Source organism: Candidatus Thorarchaeota archaeon (assembly GCA_021498125.1).
In the GTDB taxonomy this organism is placed as follows: domain Archaea; phylum Asgardarchaeota; class Thorarchaeia; order Thorarchaeales; family Thorarchaeaceae; genus B65-G9.
Genome location: JAIZWL010000003.1, coordinates 51509 through 68716, shown reverse-complemented (window position 1 = coordinate 68716; position 17208 = coordinate 51509). Strand labels below are relative to the sequence as shown.

Genomic DNA, 17208 nt, shown 5'->3' with positions numbered 1-17208 from the left:
ATTAGGCATCCTCCTTCTCTTCCAAACGCATGAGTCCGGTCTTCTCAAACATCTTCTGAATGTCAGCGATATTGAATTCGGGAATGTCTTCCAACTCAAGATCCTCACGTTCCCAGTCTGTAGGCTCGTAGAGGCGCCCTGTATCAAACAATCCCTGCCTTGCAACAATGTAGCCCTTTGGAGCAATCCCCCGTTTAAAGGCCATATTCTTCAGTCCAAAGATAATATCGGTGATATGAATTCCCTGAGGACAGCGTTCCTGACAGGTGTAGCATGTCGTACAGAGCCAGACCATATCGGTCTGAAGAACCTCCTTGAGGCCAAATAGGAGCATACGCATGAGTTCATGGACCTGAATATTGACCTTGTCACTGACGGGACACCCCGCGCTGCATTTGGCGCACTGGAAACATGCAGTGAGGTCCTGTCCACCAATCAGCGTTGAGACCTCTTGTGTGAATTCCGCATCCAGAGCCTCGAATCTAGTACCTTCGAAAGTCTTGAATTGACCCCATGTCTCTTCCACAATGATCACCTCACTCGCAATGGGCTTGGCCCAAGGCGTTCCACAAGTTCACTCATCTGTTTGACGGTCTCCGCCCAGATTGCGCCCTCACTCGCACTGATATGGGTGAACTGAAGACGCTCCGGTTCGAGTCCTGCCTTTTCAATGATCTTTCGGGCGATGTTGAACCTTCGCTCAAAACTGATATTCCCATCTACGTAGTGACAGTCACCTACATGACAACCGGATATCCAGACCATATCAGCACCTAACCGAAAGGCCTCTAACATATGAGTCACGCCAAGCCGGCCTGTACACATGACACGGATATCACGGACAGTCGTGGGCTGCTGCAAACGAGCCACACCAGCATTGTCGGCCCCAGCATAGCTACACCAGTTACAGACAAGGGTAACAATCCGTGGCTCTGTAGGAGGTAGATCTTCCAGTGCCGCATGGATCTGCGCCAGAATCTGGTCATCTGTAAAATGCTTCATGGTGATAGCACCTGAGGGACAGCCCGCAGCACATTTGCCACATCCCTGACAGAGGACAGGATTCGACACAGCATAGTCGTGACCGCCATCACCGGGTACTACCTCAATGGCATTATATGCACAGTTGACCTCACAGGTCCCGCAACCGACACATAGCTCCGGATCCACAACAGAAACTATTGCCTCTGCCTTCCGAATCCCATTAATGAGAGGCACCAGAGCCCGTGCAGCCGCACCGCGCCCTTGAACGATACTCTCAGCGATCTTCTTTGGAGCTGTAGCCGTTCCTGCAACATAAATCCCATCGGTCTGACAATCGACTGGGCGAAGCTTGGGATGGGCCTCCATGAAGAAACCAGACGTGTTTAGTGGGACTTTGAAAGCCTCTGAGATCACCTTGTTCTGTGTTGGAGGAATCAATGCAGTGGCAAGTACAACATGATCAACATCAAGTCCTAGCTGAGACCCAAGGACTTGGTCCATCACTTCAATACGCAACGACTTAGACTTGCCCTTCTTTACCTCCGGTGGCGAGTCCTTGTCAAACCGGACAAAGACCACTCCCTTCTTGCGTGCCTCACGGTATTTGTCCTCTGCATCATACGAGACCCTCAAGTCTCGATAGAAGTGAAAGACCCGAGAGTTAGGGTACTTCTCAAGTAGCTCAAGGGTATGCTCAATGGCCACCATACAACAAATACTGGAACACCATGTCCTGGCGCCCTCAAGACTCTCGTCCTCGCGGGATCCCGCACAGTGTATCACAGCAAAGGTCTCGCCGTCCTTGAACCCGCTATCAGAGGCCACACGTTGGCTGAATTCCAGCTCGGTCATCACTTCGGGGAATTCCTGCAGACCATAGAGCCCTGTCTGTTCCAAGGGAACGGCACCAGTGGCAACGATCACAACACCGACCTTCACGTCGCGAGTCTTGCCACCCGTTGCAAGAGTGACCTCAAAGTCGCCAATCGAACCCTTTGCGTCAATCACCGTGGTACCAAGAAGCAGTTCTATGTTCGGGTCTCCTGTAATGCGTGATTCGAAGTCTGCGATGATCTCACTCGTCGGTGTGAAGTCAAAGTTCACAGTGGCAAGACGATTCAACAGACCTCCGACCCGATTCTCCTTCTCCACAAGGTAGACCTTGAACCCCTTCTGAGCAATGAGTTCTGCTGCCGACATACCCGTCACACCTGCACCAATGACCAGAGCGGCCGGCTCGACCGGGGTGACGGCCTCCTCTTGTGGCTCAAGAAGCTGGGCCCGAGCAACCGCCATCCTGACGAGATCCTTTGCCTTCTCGGTGGCTTCATCTTTGGCTGTCTGATGGACCCAAGAACAATGCTCGCGGATGTTGGCCATCTCGAAGAGATATTTGTTAAGACCCGCCTCCTCAATGGTGGCACGGAAGAGCGGCTCATGGGTCCGTGGAGTACAGGAAGCGACAATGAGTCGGGTCAGTTGATGCTCCTTGATGGCCTCTTTAATGACCTCTTGGGCGTCGGAGGAACATGAATACAACAGATTCTCTGCATAGACAACATTTGGCAGAGTTGAAGCATATTTGGTGACCTCAGCAACATCCACTACGCCCGCAATGTTGATACCACATGAACAGATGATGACACCGATCCGAGGTTCTGCGGCCATAGAGGTGAGGTCGTCCTCTGTGATCTGTTCGGTCACGGTTTTTTCCGGAAGCGTGATGTCGAGGACTGCAAGTGCAGCTGCCGCGCTGGCATGAGCGACCGAGTCAGGGATGTCCTTGGGCGCATTCATAGCACCTGCCATATAGATCCCGGGGACCTCTGTGCGGACAGACTCGATAGTGCCACCAGCACCACCCACAAAACCATACTGATCAGTCCTGATGCCAATCTTCTCAAAGAGGTCCGAATTCTCGTTAGGGACCATCGCAGGACACAGAACTACTAGGTCGTAGCGATCTTGCAATACCTTGTGACCTTTGGCATCGCTATGTCGGACGATCAGATCATGCGTGGCGGGGTCTTCCTGAATCTCACTGGGGAGGCCCTTGATATATTGGATACCATACTCTTGCTCACCACGCACAAGGAACTCCTCGAACCCCTTACCAAAGGCGCGGAGATCGTTGTAGAGAATATCAATATGGACCTCTGGTGTATGCTCCTTTGTGATGATGGCCTCTTTCGTAGCATAGGTGCAGCAGATCCGGGAGCAATATGCACAGTGATTTACATCCCTTGAACCAACACATTGAATGAAGACGATCCTGTGTGGCTCACGGCCATCAGAGGGGCGCATGACAATACCGCCAGTTGGACCACTGGCCGAGACCATTCGCTCGTACTCAAGCGCGGTCACCACATTTGGAAAGCGGCCATAGCCATATTCGGGAACGGAGGCAGGGTCTAGAAGTCTATATCCGGTGGCAAGAATGACAGAGCCTGCATTGATCTCAACGGTCTCATCTTTGATGTCAAAATCAATAGCCTTTGCCTTGCAGGTCTTCACACACATCATGCACTCGATGCAATTCTCTTTGTCAATGGTCGCAACATTAGGCACAGCCTGTGGGAAGGGTATGTACACAGCCTTCCGCATCTTCAGACCAAGATCGTATTCATTTGGCACTTCGATCGGGCAGATACGCTGGCAGTCACCACAGCCAGTGCATTTTTCCGGATCCACCCGACGAGTGTGCTTGAGAACTTCGACCCTGAAGTCACCTTGCTGCCCTGTCACATCTGTGACCTCAGCATAGGTCAGAATCTCAATATTCGGATGGCGAGAACAATCTACCATCCAAGGACCCATGATACACATTGAACAATCAAGGGTGGGAAAGGTCTTGTCAAGTTGCGACATATGCCCTCCAATAGAGGAGTCTTTTTCAACCAAGTAGACCTTCACGCCCATCTCGGCAAGGTCAAGCGCGGCCTTGATACCGGTGATTCCTGCGCCCACGATGACAACTGGTTTTGTAGCAGTTTCAGCCATAACCGCGTTCTCTCCGACAGTGGTAGGCGCTGTTGTCCAAACATGCCGGATAAAAAGTTGGTTGTAGTGCGCGTTTTAAGCACACCCGCCATTATGAAATGAGTGAATGCTCAAAAAAAGATAAGGAACAGGAGTCCAGTCTCAGTGACTGAAACTCCTATGTTCCTGTTGTCAGGGCAACACTTCCCAAGGACAGATCAATCCTTCTTGTCAACCGGAACCTCTACCTCTGAGAGGTCTTGAGAATCCGAGGACTCCTTAGGAGGCGATCTGATCCGAGAGAGATATACACGGGTATAACTTCTCGTTGCCTTCATCTGCGTCCCAGCACCTCATGTTACCATGTCCATAGTATTAAACAGATTCGGTGGTCAGAGGTGCAAGTTGTGGAAGAATGATAATGCTTTACGATACGATACATCGACTTCCCCATTGTTAAGAGATGATTTGTGCGGCTGAGAACTTAGACATTTAGGCCCAGTTGTTCAAGAGCAGGCACGCTCTTCCGTTGGAGATATTGAAGATGCGTCTTGAGGCCGAACTCTTCAGGGTCGTGGCCAAAGGCCAGAGCAAGAAGTTCCACAACGTGAAGAACATCAAACTGATACTCGATATCAAAATGCTTCTTGATCTCTACCTGCCCAAGATCAAGCTGTAGTTCACAGAACGGACAGGGTGTGACAATGATATCGGCCCCACCTGCCGCCAGAATACTATCGAACTTCTGTCGTGTGAAATCAAGAGAAACCTTGATGTCAGCAGTTCGTACTGCACCACCAGCACCGCAGCACATGAGTTCATCCTTATAGGGGACGTATTCGGCCCCTGATGCCTCACACAATTCCCTAAAGATACGAGGTCGTTCGGAGTTATCTTTTTGCTTGAAGGCCTGTGGACGCATCCAGTGGCACCCAGGATGCAGTGCCATTCGCACACCAGTGAGGGGGCGAACCACCTTCTTACGAATCTTGTCCATCCCTGCTACAGAGACAAGTGCATCAACATAATGAGTGACTTCCACCGTGCCTTTGAACTCACGTCCGATCTCTGCAAGATTCTCATTGACCTTCTGACGGAGCTCTTCATCTTCTCGTAGTTCGTGAGCCGAATCCCATAGACTGGCAAAACAACCATTACACCCAGTAGTGATAGGAGCACCACCCTGCTCAGCAATGGTCAGATTACGCGCCGCAATAGTTGCCCATGTGACACGATCAAAGGACCCAAAGACACCAGGAGCAGGACAACAAGTTGCACCCACCATATCTAACAGCTCCATGCCAAGATCCTCAAACACAATGTTTACAGCCTTCTCAATACTAGGATAACGATGGGGGATGATGCATCCAAGAAAATGGAAAAACTTTGGTCGCGCCATGGATTACCACTACTCCTTCTTTGCCTTTTCAGCCTGGGCCTTCATGATCTCCTCATAACCGATGAGGGTGTCGAAACCACTCCTCTTAGTGATCTTTTGAATCTCCTCTATTGCCCATGGATTACCGCTTGCATTAGGTGGAACAGGTTTCAGACCAACAGATTCTCGAAGCTTCTGCCACGACTCTTTGTCAAGAGGAACAGCATGACCGGTCTCGACCACCTTGGCCGCTGTCTTTCTGTGATTCATTAACATATGACCATGGGCAACTGCAATATTTCGGATCGCCTTGATGACATCGGTCGGTCGGACATCCTGAGGACACCTGTCTTGGCAGGTATAGCAGGTAGTACAATACCATAACTCAGGTGCAGAGATCACTGCCTCCTTTAGTCCAAGGAGCGCTTTTCGAATGATCGATCGGACGAGATAATTAGTCCGTGCTCCTGCGGGACAACTTCCACTACAGGTGCCACACTGGTAGCAGTTCTGAATGTTCGGGCCACCTGTTTCTTTTATCATCTCTACAAATGCAGTGTCAGGTTCGTCAATGACGATTGGTTCCATGTCCGTGCTCATCAAGATGATCCACCAATGCATGCTTAAGCGCGACAACCAGCCTTAAATTAATTGCCAAAGGGGGCAAAGAAAACGGCGGATTCGCCTTAGCTCATGTATCAGGCTTATCATGACCATATAGTGACTAAAGAGAGGCATTATTATACAGGATTCGAACGCCAACCTTGGAAACATGTCACTTTTGCAATATTGCCAATAATTGGTCGGAAGAGCAATCGAGAGGCACATTCGGGCTTAAGGCTTATATCATGCGGTGCGATTCGATTGTGCAATAGAAGCAATACCGAGGTCTCTTGATGGCAATCTCCCGTGAAATCATCGATGACGAAGATATCGATCCCACCTTCGTGGATGCCATTGTCAAAGCAGGGGCTGATAGAATCAGAACTTGTATTCAATGCGGAACATGTTCAAGTGTCTGTCCAAGTGGTAGACGCACGGCCTTTAGAACAAGAGAACTCATTCGGAAGGCGCTCTTGGGCCTGAAAGAAGAAGTCTTGAGTTCTCCCGATCTCTGGCTCTGCGCAACATGTCTGACCTGCCTTGAACGTTGCCCCCGACAGATTAGGGTCACGGAGGCGATCATCATCATGCGTAACATGGCTGTTGCCGAGGGGTATATGCTTCCACAACATAGGAAGGCGTCGGAGAAACTCATCAGGACAGGGCATGCGGTCCCGCTAGATGATGCAAATCGAGAGATGCGAAGGGAACTCGGGCTCAGTGAGATCCCACCAACCACACATGCAAGCGAAGAGGCACTCAAACAGGTTCAGGAGATATTTCGGAGAACACACTTCATCGAGCTTGTCAGAAAGACAGAGGAGCACGAGTAAAATGACAGAGGCACAAAAGTATTCGTTCTTCTTGGGCTGCGTGATGCCAAACAGGTTCCCGAATGTGGAGAAGAGCATCCGCGAAGTGATGCCTCTGCTTGGTGTGGAACTTGAGGATCTACCGGGGGCAAGTTGCTGTCCGGCCCCAGGAGTGATCAGGTCGTTCAACGAGTCAACATGGTTGGCCATTGCTTCTAGAAATCTTGCACTGGCCGAAAAGGCAGGAAATGACATCATCACGGGATGCAATGGCTGCTATGGCACGTTCAAAGAGACCCTTGCTGCCGTTCATGACGACCCTGAAAAGCTCAAAGAGGTCCAACAGATATTCAAGGGCATGGGTCTCAAGTTCTCAGGGGAGGCCGATGCAAAACACCTCATCGAGGTAATCTATTCTTTTGGGCCAGAGGCAATAAAGAAAATGGTGAAGCGTCCACTCACAGGTCTAAAGGTGGCCGTGCACTATGGCTGTCATCTCCTGAAACCAAGCAAGAACCGACCATGGCACCAGACAGAACGGCATACATTTCTTGATGATCTTGTAGAGGCCACTGGTGCAACGAGCGTCAAATACAAGGACAAATACATGTGCTGTGGTGCTGGTGGCGGGGTCAGAGGGAGTAATGCTCCTGTGAGTGTGGACATCGCAAAGGAAAAATTCGACAACATGATGGATGCAGGTGTGGACATCATTGTAGATGTCTGTTCATTTTGCCATCTCCAGTTTGAGATCTCCCAGCCACAGCTGAACAAGGAATTCGGCGAGAACAGATATCAGATTCCAGTCTTCTACTACACCCAGCTATTGGGGCTTGCACTTGGGTTAGACCCGGAACAGCTCGGGCTGAATAAGCATGTTGTGAGCACTCAGGGAATTCTAGACAGAATCTTGGGATGACAACGATCAGCAGTGCTGTGATCACACCCAACGCTTCGCGCTATAGTACACAAACAGAGCCATTGCCACACTTGAGATAAGAGACGCTAACAGAAAAGTCACAATCGGCCCCTCCAATCGCAAAGTCGGGAGAGCTGTTGTTGTAGTTGTCGCTGTAGTCGAACTTGTAGTGGTTGTGGATGTGGTTGTTGTGGTCGTCACAATATCGCCAGCCGTGAAGACATCATCGGACATATCCATAGAGGAATAGATCCCATCAGACACACGTACTGCAATGATATAGGTGCTACTTCTTGTGAACGGCGAGCAGTTCCAGAGATACCACGTCCGATTCAAGTCAGAGGTCAGAAGCATTAGTGTGAGACCTCCATCGGACGATACAAAAACATCATAGGTCAGGGTCTCGTCAGAGTTTTTGTCAGAGGCGACCCAAGTAATATTGTTCAGTCCGTGCCAGACCTCACCACCATTTGGGGTAATCACTTGGACTGTGGGCGTGAAAAAGTTCCCCAAAAATACATTCTCAAGCAAGGAGGTGATGACCGATCCGTTAGCAAGAATAGCGGTCATATTGATTTGGCAGGTGAAATTGTTCCCCAACAGCCGAGTATCAATGGAGACCTCGGCCGAGTTATTCTGTGCGGATATCGCCTTGGGGACAACTGTGGCATTGACCGAGATTATGCTCATGCTGATGGTTGTATTAGGAACCCAGCGTGAGTGCAAGACAATATGATCCCCGGATATTCTGTCACCAGCATGGACAACAGTCGGAGTGGAGTTCCATAACGATGTGAAGGTGAGCGACACATTCGGGTTGCCAGCTGAGGTCTCAAGTGGCACACTATGTGGAGAGGCGGGGGCAAGAGCGACCGAGGTGAGATGCGGAGTCACAACTAGTGGGTGCATTATGAGAAGAAGGGCAATTGCTGTCAAGAGCAAGACATGTTTCATCGATCTTGCCTCGAATATGTCATTATTCTTGCAAAGTCGGATAATACCATGTCTCTTGATAGTTCTATTTTTAGAACTCATTCCTCACCCTCCGGAAATGGTTGTTCGCGCCATATTCTCAGTGTCTCGGTCCAGAGAAGAACATCAAGTGAGAGAAGAATAATTATGAGCGTGACCGAGAGCCAATTGGTAATACTGTTCGTCAAAATTGCCACTGTGAGCAGAGAGGCGGTGATGGAAGTATAAAAGGTGGCATAGAAGAGATAACGGGGGACCATCAGACGACCCCGGCCTACAAAGAGATTCAATACTCCGACCCGGACATCTCGTCGAATAGTGTACTGCCCATGAACGTCCTTATCAACAAGACCAAGATTCTTGAGGCGTTCTAGATGGTGCATTGAGAGGGAAGGGCTTGAGAGGCGTGTCCCACGTTGAATCTCCCGAGCAGTCATCGGGACAGGATGGCGTAACATGTACCAGTAGACTTGGAGGGTCTTGCCTTTGAGTGCCTTTGCCAAGTCCTCTAGGGATGCCTCGTCAGACAAGATGATCACTCCACTGTGAACGCCATAATGTCCTAGAACGGAAGATATACTTAACTCTCGCTGTTACTAACTGAGTCAGGAGCAAGCCACCAAAGTAACGCTCTTATAGCGGTGGGATTCTGCGATGGGTGCCGGTGGCGCAGCCGCCGCATAACTGCTCCCACACTCCGACACGGCAGCCGACCGTCGTGGTGGGCAAGGAGTAATTAGCGATGTCATCTGTGCGCAAGCCAATAACGCCAAAACCGCCCAGACAAAGAGAGAAGGTCCTAGTGATCTTACAGGAACAATGCAAACAATGTGGACTCTGCGTTGAGTTCTGCCCGAAGAATGTACTCTGTCTCGACATGACAAAATACAACAGAAAGGGATACCATCCTGTTGATGCATGTGATATTGAGGCATGTGTAAATTGTGAATTCTGCGAGCGAATTTGCCCAGACATGGCAATATTCCTTGCCGACCGGGATGAGGCAAGGGAGGCCTATGAGAAGGGCGCGCTTGAAGAAGGGACAATAATACCAGAGTTCGAGGCTGAGAAAAAGGAGGCAAAATAATGCCAGAACGTATCATGTTCACCATGGGCGATGTAGCCTGCGCAGAGGGAGCCCTCAGTGCGGGATGCAGATATTTTGGGGGATACCCAATCACCCCTGCAACAGAGATAGCAGAATGGATGTCTCGAAGAATGCCCGAGCTGGGGGGTGCTTATGTTCAATATGAGGATGAGATTGCCTCCATAACCAGTGTGATTGGAGCATCATGGACCGGAACGAAGGCCATGACGGCCACATCAGGACCGGGGATCAGCCTCATGCAGGAGGCCGTCGGTCTTGCAGTAATGACCGAGACCCCACTTGTAATCGTGAATATCATGCGAGGCGGGCCAAGTACAGGTCAGCCAACACGTGGCCAACAGGGTGATGTCATGCAAGCCAAATGGGGTAGTCATGGGGACTACCAGATCATAGCCCTGACCCCAGCCTCTGTGCAGGAGATGTTCGATCAGACCGTACAGGCCTTTAATTTGGCCGAACAATATCGGGTCCCGGTCTTCGTCTTAGCAGATGAGACTGTAGGGCATATGCGAGAACGCCTCGTCATTCCTGATGAGAAAGACTTGAAGATAGTCTCACGAAAGAAGCCTACGGTCAGCCCGGAGGAGTACCTCCCATTCAAGGCAGATGAGGATCTCGTCCCCCCAATGGCAACATTCGGGTCGGGCTATCAATTCTATGCAACAGGCCTGACCCATGATGAGAGAGGATATCCCTCAGACAAGGAACACATTCAGATCGAATTAATCACAAGACTGAGTGATAAGATCCGTAAGAATTCTGACAAGATTATTGACTTAGAACGATTCCAACTTGATGATGCAGACATTGCAGTCATCGCATATGGTACACCATCAAGAAGTGCAAAGAGAGCTATCCGAATGGCACGTGAGGAAGGAATCAAAGTAGGGTTGCTCCGTCTTAAGACCGTCTGGCCGTTCCCAGAGAAGACCATCATGGACTTGGCTGGTGAGGTCAAACAGATCATTGTTGCTGAACAGAATCTCGGTCAGGTGTATCATATGGTGCGAGCGTATACTGGTACTACACCCGTACGCTTAATGGCAAAACCTGCGGGGATGCCACAACTGCCACACGAGATCTTTGATGTGATAAAGGAGGTTGCGTAATGACTGCTGCTGAGAAAGTTCTGACCCATCCAATGGCCAAGTACATGAGAACCGATAGGCTTCCATGGATCTATTGCCCGGGATGTTCTATTGGTATTGTGACCAACATGATCGCCAGAGCTATTGAGAAGCTCGATATTGACTTTGAAAAGATCGCCATCGTATCAGGTATCGGTTGCACCGGAAGAGTGTCAGGTTATTTCAAGACAGGCACATTCCACACCACCCATGGCAGGTCAATCGCTTTTGCAGAGGGCCTCAAGATCGCCAATCCCGAACTTGAGGTCATTGTTGTGTCAGGCGATGGAGATATTGCAGCAATCGGTGGCAATCACCTCATCCATGCCTGCAGAAGAAACATCGACATCACAGTCGTCTGTGTGAACAATTTCAACTATGGAATGACAGGGGGCCAGTTTGGACCAACAACCGAACACGGTAGATACACACAGACAAGCCCACGCCCACTTGGAGATATTGAGTGGCCATTTAATCTCGTCAAGCTTGCAGCATCTTCAGGAGCGACCTTTGTCGCACGATGGACCGCGGTCCAAGTAAGACGGGCCACAAGATCCATTGAACGAGGCATTGCCCACAAGGGATTCTCGTTCATCGAGATCGTTGGGGCCTGCCCAACTTCGTACGGCCGCAGCAATCAGCTCGGAGATGGTGTTGCTATGCACAGGCACCTATTGGAAGTTGCAGATATTCAGAACGGCCTACCACCTCATGAGGCTGAATTGGAATACAACTCACGTATCGTATGCGGTGAGTTCGTGGATATCGAGAAACCGGAATATACAGAAGTTCTTCGGGAAGCACAGGCAAAGATGCAGCAGCAGAAGAGGAAGTGAAGTGGATGACAAGATATGAGATCCGTATTGGCGGTTTTGGAGGGCAGGGTGTTGTGACCATGGCCGTTGTGATGGGCGAAACCGCCGCACTGTTCGATGGAAAGTATGTGGTACAGACCCAGTCATATGGCCCAGAGGCTCGTGGCGGTGCAAGCAAGAGCGAGGTGGTCATGGATGGAGAAGCTGAGATTGATTATCCCAAAGTACAAAATCCCGATGTCTTCATCGCAATGAGCAGGGCAGCCTATCTCTCATACAAGGATGGTCTCAAGGAGAATGGGGTTCTCATAATAGATGAGGATCTTGTCGAGATCGAAGGGGACTTGCCAGAGGGAGTAAAGACCTACAAGATTCCGGCCACCCGAATTGCAGAGAAAGAGATAGGAACCAAACAGGCCACAAACGTTGTCATGCTGGGTGCGTTTGCTGTGATAACAAAGGCGATCTCCGTTGAAGGACTCAGAAAACGAATCGAGGAACGCTGGCCACGTTTCGTCAAGACGAACCTTCTTGCTCTTGATCTTGGAATGAAGGCAGGAGAGGCTGCACTCACCAGCGGTGGCAAATAGACACCAAAGCAATCAGCACGTGATGATAGAGTTGTATTTACAGAGATCTCTTGAACGAGTGATTGTGAAAAGAAAAAGAAGAGTGAGGCCGCATGTAGCGGCCCATCGGTTTCTACGTGTATGATTAGTAGATGACCATATCACTACGACTCAGAAATGCCATCTCATACTCTTCATCGAGCCTGAGAACATTTCGGGGACAAGACTCGACACACTGCGCACATAGGATGCAACGGTCAAAGTGACAGATTGGTCGGACACCAGTCTTGGTCTTGAAATCATCAGGACGACACTCAATCATCTCGATAGCTCCTGATGGACAGACTCGTTCACAGATCTTGCAGCCCGTACATTTCTCCGGCTCCGCATAAGACCACTTTCCTCGGAGGCCCTTAGGAATATTGAGACCCTCTTTAGTAAAGGGATAGATGACTGTTGCAGCCTTCGAGTGAGCGCTCTTCATCAGCTCTTTTTGCATTTTACCTAGTCGAGGCATCTTAGATCACTCCCAATAACGGAAACACGTATACTATAGCCACCTGAACTACCATGAGAGAAACGAGTGCAAGTGGTACCATGACCTTCCAGCCATACCGGACAATCTGATCGATTCTCCATCGTGCAAAGACCGTTCGCATGTTGGAGAGAATAATGACGATTATTGCCGACTTGAACATAAAGACCAATGGATAGTAGAGCCAGCCCACCCAAGTGGTTGCAGCCAAGGTGGCAAAGTCAACCGAGAACATACTCAGGGGGATGAACTCCAACAGGTATGGCCCTCCAAGAAAGAGCGTGGTTGCCAGTCCAGCACTGAAGACAAGCAGGACATCCTCTGCAAGATGGATGAATGCAAGCTTCTTGCCGCTGAACTCAACCTGCCACCCGTGAACGATCTCGACCTCAGCATGACTCACATCAAAGGGGATGCGTTCCAGTTCTGCCTGAGCTGCGATCAGATAGATGACAAATGGCAGAACGAGTAGCCAAGCATATGCAGGGCTCAACTGAGTAATCCTGTATAGGATCGTGCTCAGCGCAAGACTCCCCGTCAAAAATGCCGGAACAATGAGTGCAAGAATGAGGGGGATCTCGAAGCTGACCAAGAGCATACCTGTACGAGCAGCACCAGTCTGACCATAGGGATTTGAGCTGAAGTACCCTGCAAGAATGATGACAAATGCCATCAGGGTGCTGATGAACAGGATAATGATCAGGTCGCCCTCAAAACTGAGAATCCCTTGGACACCCGGAACAGAGGGGTTCATGTCAACGATGGGGAGGAACATGCACAGCACTAGTGACAAGACCAACATGACAACTGGAACTGCTGCAAATCCTCTTCTGTCGGCCTTTTCAGGGGTCAGGTCTTCTTTTCCAAGTAGCTTGAAGAAGTCCATCAATGGTTGAAGGATACCCTTCCAGCCAGTATGGAGTGGCCCAACACGGTTCTGCAAACGCGCGTACACCTTACGATCGATCCATTCCCATAAGAGGGCCAAGAAGGTGATGAAGAAGATACCTGGGAAGATAAGAATCCAAAGACCTTGGACGAGCAGGCCTATGAACTGATCTACTATTGTCTGCATTTTATCACTCGCTCCTCGAATGCTCATTGTACCATTTGTTCGAGCGGACGCGAAGCACATCCAGTGGTACAAGCTCTATTGATTCGTCACTTGCGTCGATGACCGCTACTCTATCCGTACAACTGTAACATGGGTCAATCGCGGCCAAGATGATCGGCGCATCCGCAAGATAGTTCCCGCGCAGGGTATGTGCCATTGAAACCCAGTTAGCGTGGGTGGGTGCGCGCACCTTAATCCGCTCAGGCTTATCGGTTCCATTGGTCACTAGGAAGTGGATAACCTCACCACGTGGCGCCTCATAGCGAGAGAGGACCTCATTTGGTTGAATCCTGGGGCGAACCCGCTCACGGATTGACCCGCCGGGTAGGTTCTCGAGAAGCCACCGGCTCATTTTAATCGATTCGATAGTCTCGACGATACGAACTATCGTACGCCCAGCCACATCACAACGATCGTTGAGGACGATCTCAAAGTCGCCCGTATCAAGTAGATAGGGATATGCCTGAGTGGGATCATTAAAGCGAACATCGACTGGCACATTGCTCCCCCTTGCAGTAGGACCAACAGCCCCAGTCTTCTTGGCAATGTCGGTCTCAAGAAGCCCAACATCAGCAGCCCGATCCCAGAACGTCTTCTCGTGAATGGCCACATCACGGTAGTATATCATTCGTTCCTCAAGCTTGTCAAGACCACGGAGCAACTTTGGAACGAGCTCATCAGGGATATCACGACGAACACCACCAGGAGTATTCATGTCATAATTGACCCGGTTGCCAGAGATGTCCTCCAACATATCCATGACGACCTCACGATCTCGCCACGTATACATGAAGGCCGTATCAAAACCAACCTCGTGGAACGCTACACCGAGCCAGAGCGTATGAGAGTGAATTCGCTCCAGTTCCCAGACGAGAGTGCGAATGAACTTTGCGCGTTCGGGAATCTCAATCTCCGCAGCAGCCTCGACTGCTTGGGCGTAGTTACCATTATGGGTGGCTGAACAGATCCCACAGATTCGAGCCAGAAGATACAGATTTTGTATATGGGAATTTGTTTCTGCAAGTTTCTCAATACCACGATGGTTGTAACCGATATTGACCTCGGCATCCACAATGTACTCACCCTCAACGGTGAGCTTGAACATTCCAGGCTCCTTGAGCGCGGGATGCTGGGGGCCAATAGGAATCGTGACACGTGGGGGGATAACAATCCGTTTTTCATCGGCACTGGTCATGTTACAGTTCCTCCTTTGGCTTGGGGCCGACGGTCTTTGACCGCTTCATCAATCCTCGTGGGTCGGCCCAGTCCTTACGAAGCGGATACTCTTCTGAGGGCCAGTTCTCGGGTAACTCGCATCGCCGCACATTCGGATGTCCAACTGGGAAGATGCCAAATAGTTCCCGAAGCTCGTTCTCAACAAATTCCGCACCCGGTACAAGATCCGTGATAGACGGATACTCCGGATGGTCCCGTGGTACATTAAGTCGGATAGTGACGGCTATCCGTTGTGCGTTCAAGAAAAAGTGATAGTTCGCTTGAAGGTCGTCCCCAAGATCACGACCTGAGAGTGTGCTAAACTGCCACATATCATGCGTATTCTGCATATACACAATAAAATCACGTAGCTTCTCGGGGTGCACCCTAATGAAGACCCGACGAGGCTGTACGTGTACATAACACTCTTCGGCTACAACCGCATCAGGTTGATCTCGTAGGATCGTGTCAAGTAGTGCATACTCCTTCTTGTGCGACTCGTCACGTTCTGCTGGTCTGTATTCAGGAATTGCTGATTCAGTACCACTCATGCATGAACAGCCTCCGTATTCTCAGTAGTACTCTCCGTTGGGGGAGCTGGCTCTTCAAAATCAGGAGCTAATTCTTTGGGGGCAACCCCCATTAATTCTGCAAGAACCTGAAGAAGCTGGTAAGCACCATACATGATAGCAGATGGTTTTGGTGGACACCCGGGGACATAGGCTGTCACGGGGATGGCTTGATCGATACCACCAAGAACATTGTAGCCGCCTCTGAAGACACCACCACTACATGCACAGGAACCGATGGCCACAACATATTTCGGCTCTGGCATTTGTTCGTAGATGCGCTGGAGGCGAGGCTTGATCTGTTCTGTGACCGGACCAGTAGCCAGCATGATGTCTGCATGCCGCGGACTACCCACCAGTTTCACACCAAACCGTTCGAGATCCAGACGAGGCATCAGAGCTGCAATAATCTCGATGTCACAACCATTACAGCTTCCACTATTGAAGTGAAAGACCCATGGCGATTTGACTTTGGCCTTATCAGCCAGTCGTTTGAAAAATCCCACTCGTGATTCCTCCTTATTCGTTAGTTGGGGTCAGTGACACATACGCGGCCGCGACCAGTGCGATCAGTAGATATGCGATCACCACGATACCTGGGTTTGACCACGAGAGAAACAACATGAACCCAATAATGTCAAAGAGCATGAAGTATAGGGCGTAGTTGAAGAGTTGAAGGTGAAATTGCACCTTTCCACCCAGAAAACTTGGTTCTCCACAGGCATATGCCTCCACTGCTGCACCTGTCTGTCGTGCAGGTGGAGCGACCGAGCGCCCCAGCAGTAGAAGTAGGCCTGCAAAGAGAAAACTCAATCCGAGCACCAATATGAAACCGAGTATGAGGGTCATACCAATCCACGTCCTGCTGAATACGAGCGAGCGCCATCAGATAGCCCTAATATGCTTGCTGGTTGAGGACTGCTTGCACAACCGCTCTCACATGTCTTCCTGAGAACGGTAGATCTTGCCTAGCTCGATGTAGGACTTGGCACCGAGCAGAAACTCGGCCATCATATTCTCGGGAACTTCTTTCACGACCTTCCCGGGGATACCCAACACTAGTGAGTGTGGTGGGATCACAGTCCCCTCTGTGACAACGGCACCTGCACCAATAACGCTACCTTCACCGATCTTGGCGCCTGTCAGTATGATGGAGCCAATCCCGATTAGACAATTATCGCCGATCTCACAGGCATGAATCACACAATTGTGACCTGCCGTCACGTAGTCACCAACATAAGCCCCATTATCAAAGGTCGTATGGACGGAAGCATTGTCCTGAATAGAGGTGCCTTTCCCAATGCGTATCTCGTTCATGTCACCTCGAAGAACAGCAAATTCCCAGATGGACGATTCAGCATCAACCTCGACATCACCGATCAATGAGGCACGAGGCGAGATATATGCATCAGAATGGACTTTCGGAAACTTGTCTCTAAAACGGTAGAGTCCCAAATCTCAACACCGACCAAAAAAGCCATCTTACAGGCCTTAAGGTTATTGCCACAA

19 protein-coding genes are annotated in these 17208 nt (G+C 50.2%); 6 read left to right on the top strand and 13 right to left on the bottom strand.

The genetic code is table 11. The features are described from left to right. Position 1: 1 nt before the first annotated feature. The 4 genes from K9W43_09200 to hdrC (K9W43_09185) all read right to left on the bottom strand — a co-directional run bounded on the left by K9W43_09200 (position 2) and on the right by hdrC (K9W43_09185) (position 5941). Complete coding sequence (locus K9W43_09200; GenBank protein ID MCF2137397.1) at positions 2-526, bottom strand: 4Fe-4S dicluster domain-containing protein; 525 nt, start codon at positions 524-526, stop codon at positions 2-4. Positions 527-531: 5 nt separating this feature from the next. Further along, entirely contained in the window at positions 532-3984 is a 3453-nt protein-coding gene (locus K9W43_09195) for a hydrogenase iron-sulfur subunit (GenBank protein ID MCF2137396.1), read from the bottom strand. 463 nt (positions 3985-4447) lie between these two features. After that, a complete protein-coding gene (hdrB, locus tag K9W43_09190) occupies positions 4448-5362 on the bottom strand; it encodes a CoB--CoM heterodisulfide reductase subunit B (protein ID MCF2137395.1) in 915 nt (304 codons plus the stop codon). A gap of 9 nt (positions 5363-5371) precedes the next feature. Then, positions 5372-5941 carry a CoB--CoM heterodisulfide reductase subunit C gene (hdrC, locus tag K9W43_09185; GenBank protein ID MCF2137394.1) on the bottom strand — a complete coding sequence of 190 codons (570 nt, stop codon included), beginning with the start codon at positions 5939-5941 and terminating at the stop codon, positions 5372-5374. A gap of 296 nt (positions 5942-6237) precedes the next feature. On the opposite strand from hdrC (K9W43_09185), the gene hdrC (K9W43_09180) reads away from it, so the two are divergent. After that, positions 6238-6777 (top strand): CoB--CoM heterodisulfide reductase subunit C, encoded by a 540-nt coding sequence (hdrC, locus tag K9W43_09180; protein MCF2137393.1) that lies wholly within the window; start codon positions 6238-6240, stop codon positions 6775-6777. A gap of 1 nt (position 6778) precedes the next feature. Further along, positions 6779-7675 carry a CoB--CoM heterodisulfide reductase subunit B gene (hdrB, locus tag K9W43_09175; GenBank protein MCF2137392.1) on the top strand — a complete coding sequence of 299 codons (897 nt, stop codon included), beginning with the start codon at positions 6779-6781 and terminating at the stop codon, positions 7673-7675. A gap of 21 nt (positions 7676-7696) precedes the next feature. Here hdrB (K9W43_09175) and K9W43_09170 read toward each other — a convergent pair whose 3' ends face one another. Beyond that, positions 7697-8710: a hypothetical protein gene (locus tag K9W43_09170; protein MCF2137391.1), complete on the bottom strand. Its 1014-nt coding sequence runs from the start codon at positions 8708-8710 to the stop codon at positions 7697-7699. Then, on the bottom strand, positions 8707-9177 hold the full coding sequence (locus K9W43_09165; protein ID MCF2137390.1) for a helix-turn-helix domain-containing protein: 471 nt from the start codon (positions 9175-9177) through the stop codon (positions 8707-8709). The genes K9W43_09170 and K9W43_09165 overlap by 4 nt, the downstream gene beginning before the upstream one ends. Positions 9178-9389: 212 nt before the next feature. Between K9W43_09165 and K9W43_09160 the strand changes: the two genes are divergently transcribed. Genes K9W43_09160 through K9W43_09145 form a run of 4 tightly spaced genes read left to right on the top strand, consistent with a single transcriptional unit; the run spans position 9390 to position 12287 of the window. Further along, positions 9390-9734, top strand: coding sequence for a 4Fe-4S binding protein (locus K9W43_09160; protein MCF2137389.1), 345 nt, complete (start codon positions 9390-9392; stop codon positions 9732-9734). Continuing rightward, complete coding sequence (locus tag K9W43_09155; GenBank protein MCF2137388.1) at positions 9734-10864, top strand: 2-oxoacid:acceptor oxidoreductase subunit alpha; 1131 nt, start codon at positions 9734-9736, stop codon at positions 10862-10864. Before K9W43_09160 ends, K9W43_09155 begins: the two co-directional genes overlap by 1 nt. After that, positions 10864-11718, top strand: a complete 855-nt coding sequence (locus K9W43_09150) for a thiamine pyrophosphate-dependent enzyme (protein ID MCF2137387.1) — start codon at positions 10864-10866, stop codon at positions 11716-11718. The genes K9W43_09155 and K9W43_09150 overlap by 1 nt, the downstream gene beginning before the upstream one ends. Positions 11719-11723: 5 nt before the next feature. Continuing rightward, positions 11724-12287: a 2-oxoacid:acceptor oxidoreductase family protein gene (locus K9W43_09145; GenBank protein MCF2137386.1), complete on the top strand. Its 564-nt coding sequence runs from the start codon at positions 11724-11726 to the stop codon at positions 12285-12287. 124 nt (positions 12288-12411) lie between these two features. On the opposite strand, the gene K9W43_09140 is transcribed toward K9W43_09145, so the two are convergent. From K9W43_09140 to K9W43_09110, 7 genes are all read right to left on the bottom strand, one after another. Continuing rightward, positions 12412-12783: a 4Fe-4S dicluster domain-containing protein gene (locus K9W43_09140; protein MCF2137385.1), complete on the bottom strand. Its 372-nt coding sequence runs from the start codon at positions 12781-12783 to the stop codon at positions 12412-12414. A gap of 1 nt (position 12784) precedes the next feature. After that, positions 12785-13876, bottom strand: a complete 1092-nt coding sequence (locus K9W43_09135; protein MCF2137384.1) for an NADH-quinone oxidoreductase subunit H — start codon at positions 13874-13876, stop codon at positions 12785-12787. A gap of 4 nt (positions 13877-13880) precedes the next feature. After that, positions 13881-15110, bottom strand: coding sequence for a nickel-dependent hydrogenase large subunit (locus tag K9W43_09130; protein ID MCF2137383.1), 1230 nt, complete (start codon positions 15108-15110; stop codon positions 13881-13883). Position 15111: 1 nt separating this feature from the next. Beyond that, positions 15112-15681, bottom strand: a complete 570-nt coding sequence (locus K9W43_09125) for an NADH-quinone oxidoreductase subunit C (GenBank protein MCF2137382.1) — start codon at positions 15679-15681, stop codon at positions 15112-15114. Continuing rightward, positions 15678-16205 carry an NADH-quinone oxidoreductase subunit B family protein gene (locus K9W43_09120; GenBank protein ID MCF2137381.1) on the bottom strand — a complete coding sequence of 176 codons (528 nt, stop codon included), beginning with the start codon at positions 16203-16205 and terminating at the stop codon, positions 15678-15680. Before K9W43_09120 ends, K9W43_09125 begins: the two co-directional genes overlap by 4 nt. A gap of 13 nt (positions 16206-16218) precedes the next feature. After that, complete coding sequence (ndhC, locus tag K9W43_09115; GenBank protein ID MCF2137380.1) at positions 16219-16548, bottom strand: NADH-quinone oxidoreductase subunit A; 330 nt, start codon at positions 16546-16548, stop codon at positions 16219-16221. 87 nt (positions 16549-16635) lie between these two features. Then, positions 16636-17154 carry a gamma carbonic anhydrase family protein gene (locus tag K9W43_09110; GenBank protein ID MCF2137379.1) on the bottom strand — a complete coding sequence of 173 codons (519 nt, stop codon included), beginning with the start codon at positions 17152-17154 and terminating at the stop codon, positions 16636-16638. Between the last annotated feature and the right edge of the window lie 54 nt (positions 17155-17208).

Excerpts from the sequence above, each read along its gene's own strand:
- K9W43_09195 (MCF2137396.1), bottom strand. The coding sequence starts at position 3,984 with ATGGCTGAAACTGCTACAAAACCAGTTGTCATCGTGGGCGCAGGAATC.
- hdrB (MCF2137395.1), bottom strand. The coding sequence starts at position 5,362 with ATGGCGCGACCAAAGTTTTTCCATTTTCTTGGATGCATCATCCCCCAT.
- hdrC (MCF2137394.1), bottom strand. The coding sequence starts at position 5,941 with ATGAGCACGGACATGGAACCAATCGTCATTGACGAACCTGACACTGCA.
- hdrC (MCF2137393.1), top strand. The coding sequence starts at position 6,238 with ATGGCAATCTCCCGTGAAATCATCGATGACGAAGATATCGATCCCACC.
- hdrB (MCF2137392.1), top strand. The coding sequence starts at position 6,779 with ATGACAGAGGCACAAAAGTATTCGTTCTTCTTGGGCTGCGTGATGCCA.
- K9W43_09170 (MCF2137391.1), bottom strand. The coding sequence starts at position 8,710 with ATGAGTTCTAAAAATAGAACTATCAAGAGACATGGTATTATCCGACTT.
- K9W43_09160 (MCF2137389.1), top strand. The coding sequence starts at position 9,390 with ATGTCATCTGTGCGCAAGCCAATAACGCCAAAACCGCCCAGACAAAGA.
- K9W43_09155 (MCF2137388.1), top strand. The coding sequence starts at position 9,734 with ATGCCAGAACGTATCATGTTCACCATGGGCGATGTAGCCTGCGCAGAG.
- K9W43_09150 (MCF2137387.1), top strand. The coding sequence starts at position 10,864 with ATGACTGCTGCTGAGAAAGTTCTGACCCATCCAATGGCCAAGTACATG.
- K9W43_09145 (MCF2137386.1), top strand. The coding sequence starts at position 11,724 with ATGACAAGATATGAGATCCGTATTGGCGGTTTTGGAGGGCAGGGTGTT.
- K9W43_09140 (MCF2137385.1), bottom strand. The coding sequence starts at position 12,783 with ATGCCTCGACTAGGTAAAATGCAAAAAGAGCTGATGAAGAGCGCTCAC.
- K9W43_09135 (MCF2137384.1), bottom strand. The coding sequence starts at position 13,876 with ATGCAGACAATAGTAGATCAGTTCATAGGCCTGCTCGTCCAAGGTCTT.
- K9W43_09130 (MCF2137383.1), bottom strand. The coding sequence starts at position 15,110 with ATGACCAGTGCCGATGAAAAACGGATTGTTATCCCCCCACGTGTCACG.
- K9W43_09125 (MCF2137382.1), bottom strand. The coding sequence starts at position 15,681 with ATGAGTGGTACTGAATCAGCAATTCCTGAATACAGACCAGCAGAACGT.
- ndhC (MCF2137380.1), bottom strand. The coding sequence starts at position 16,548 with ATGACCCTCATACTCGGTTTCATATTGGTGCTCGGATTGAGTTTTCTC.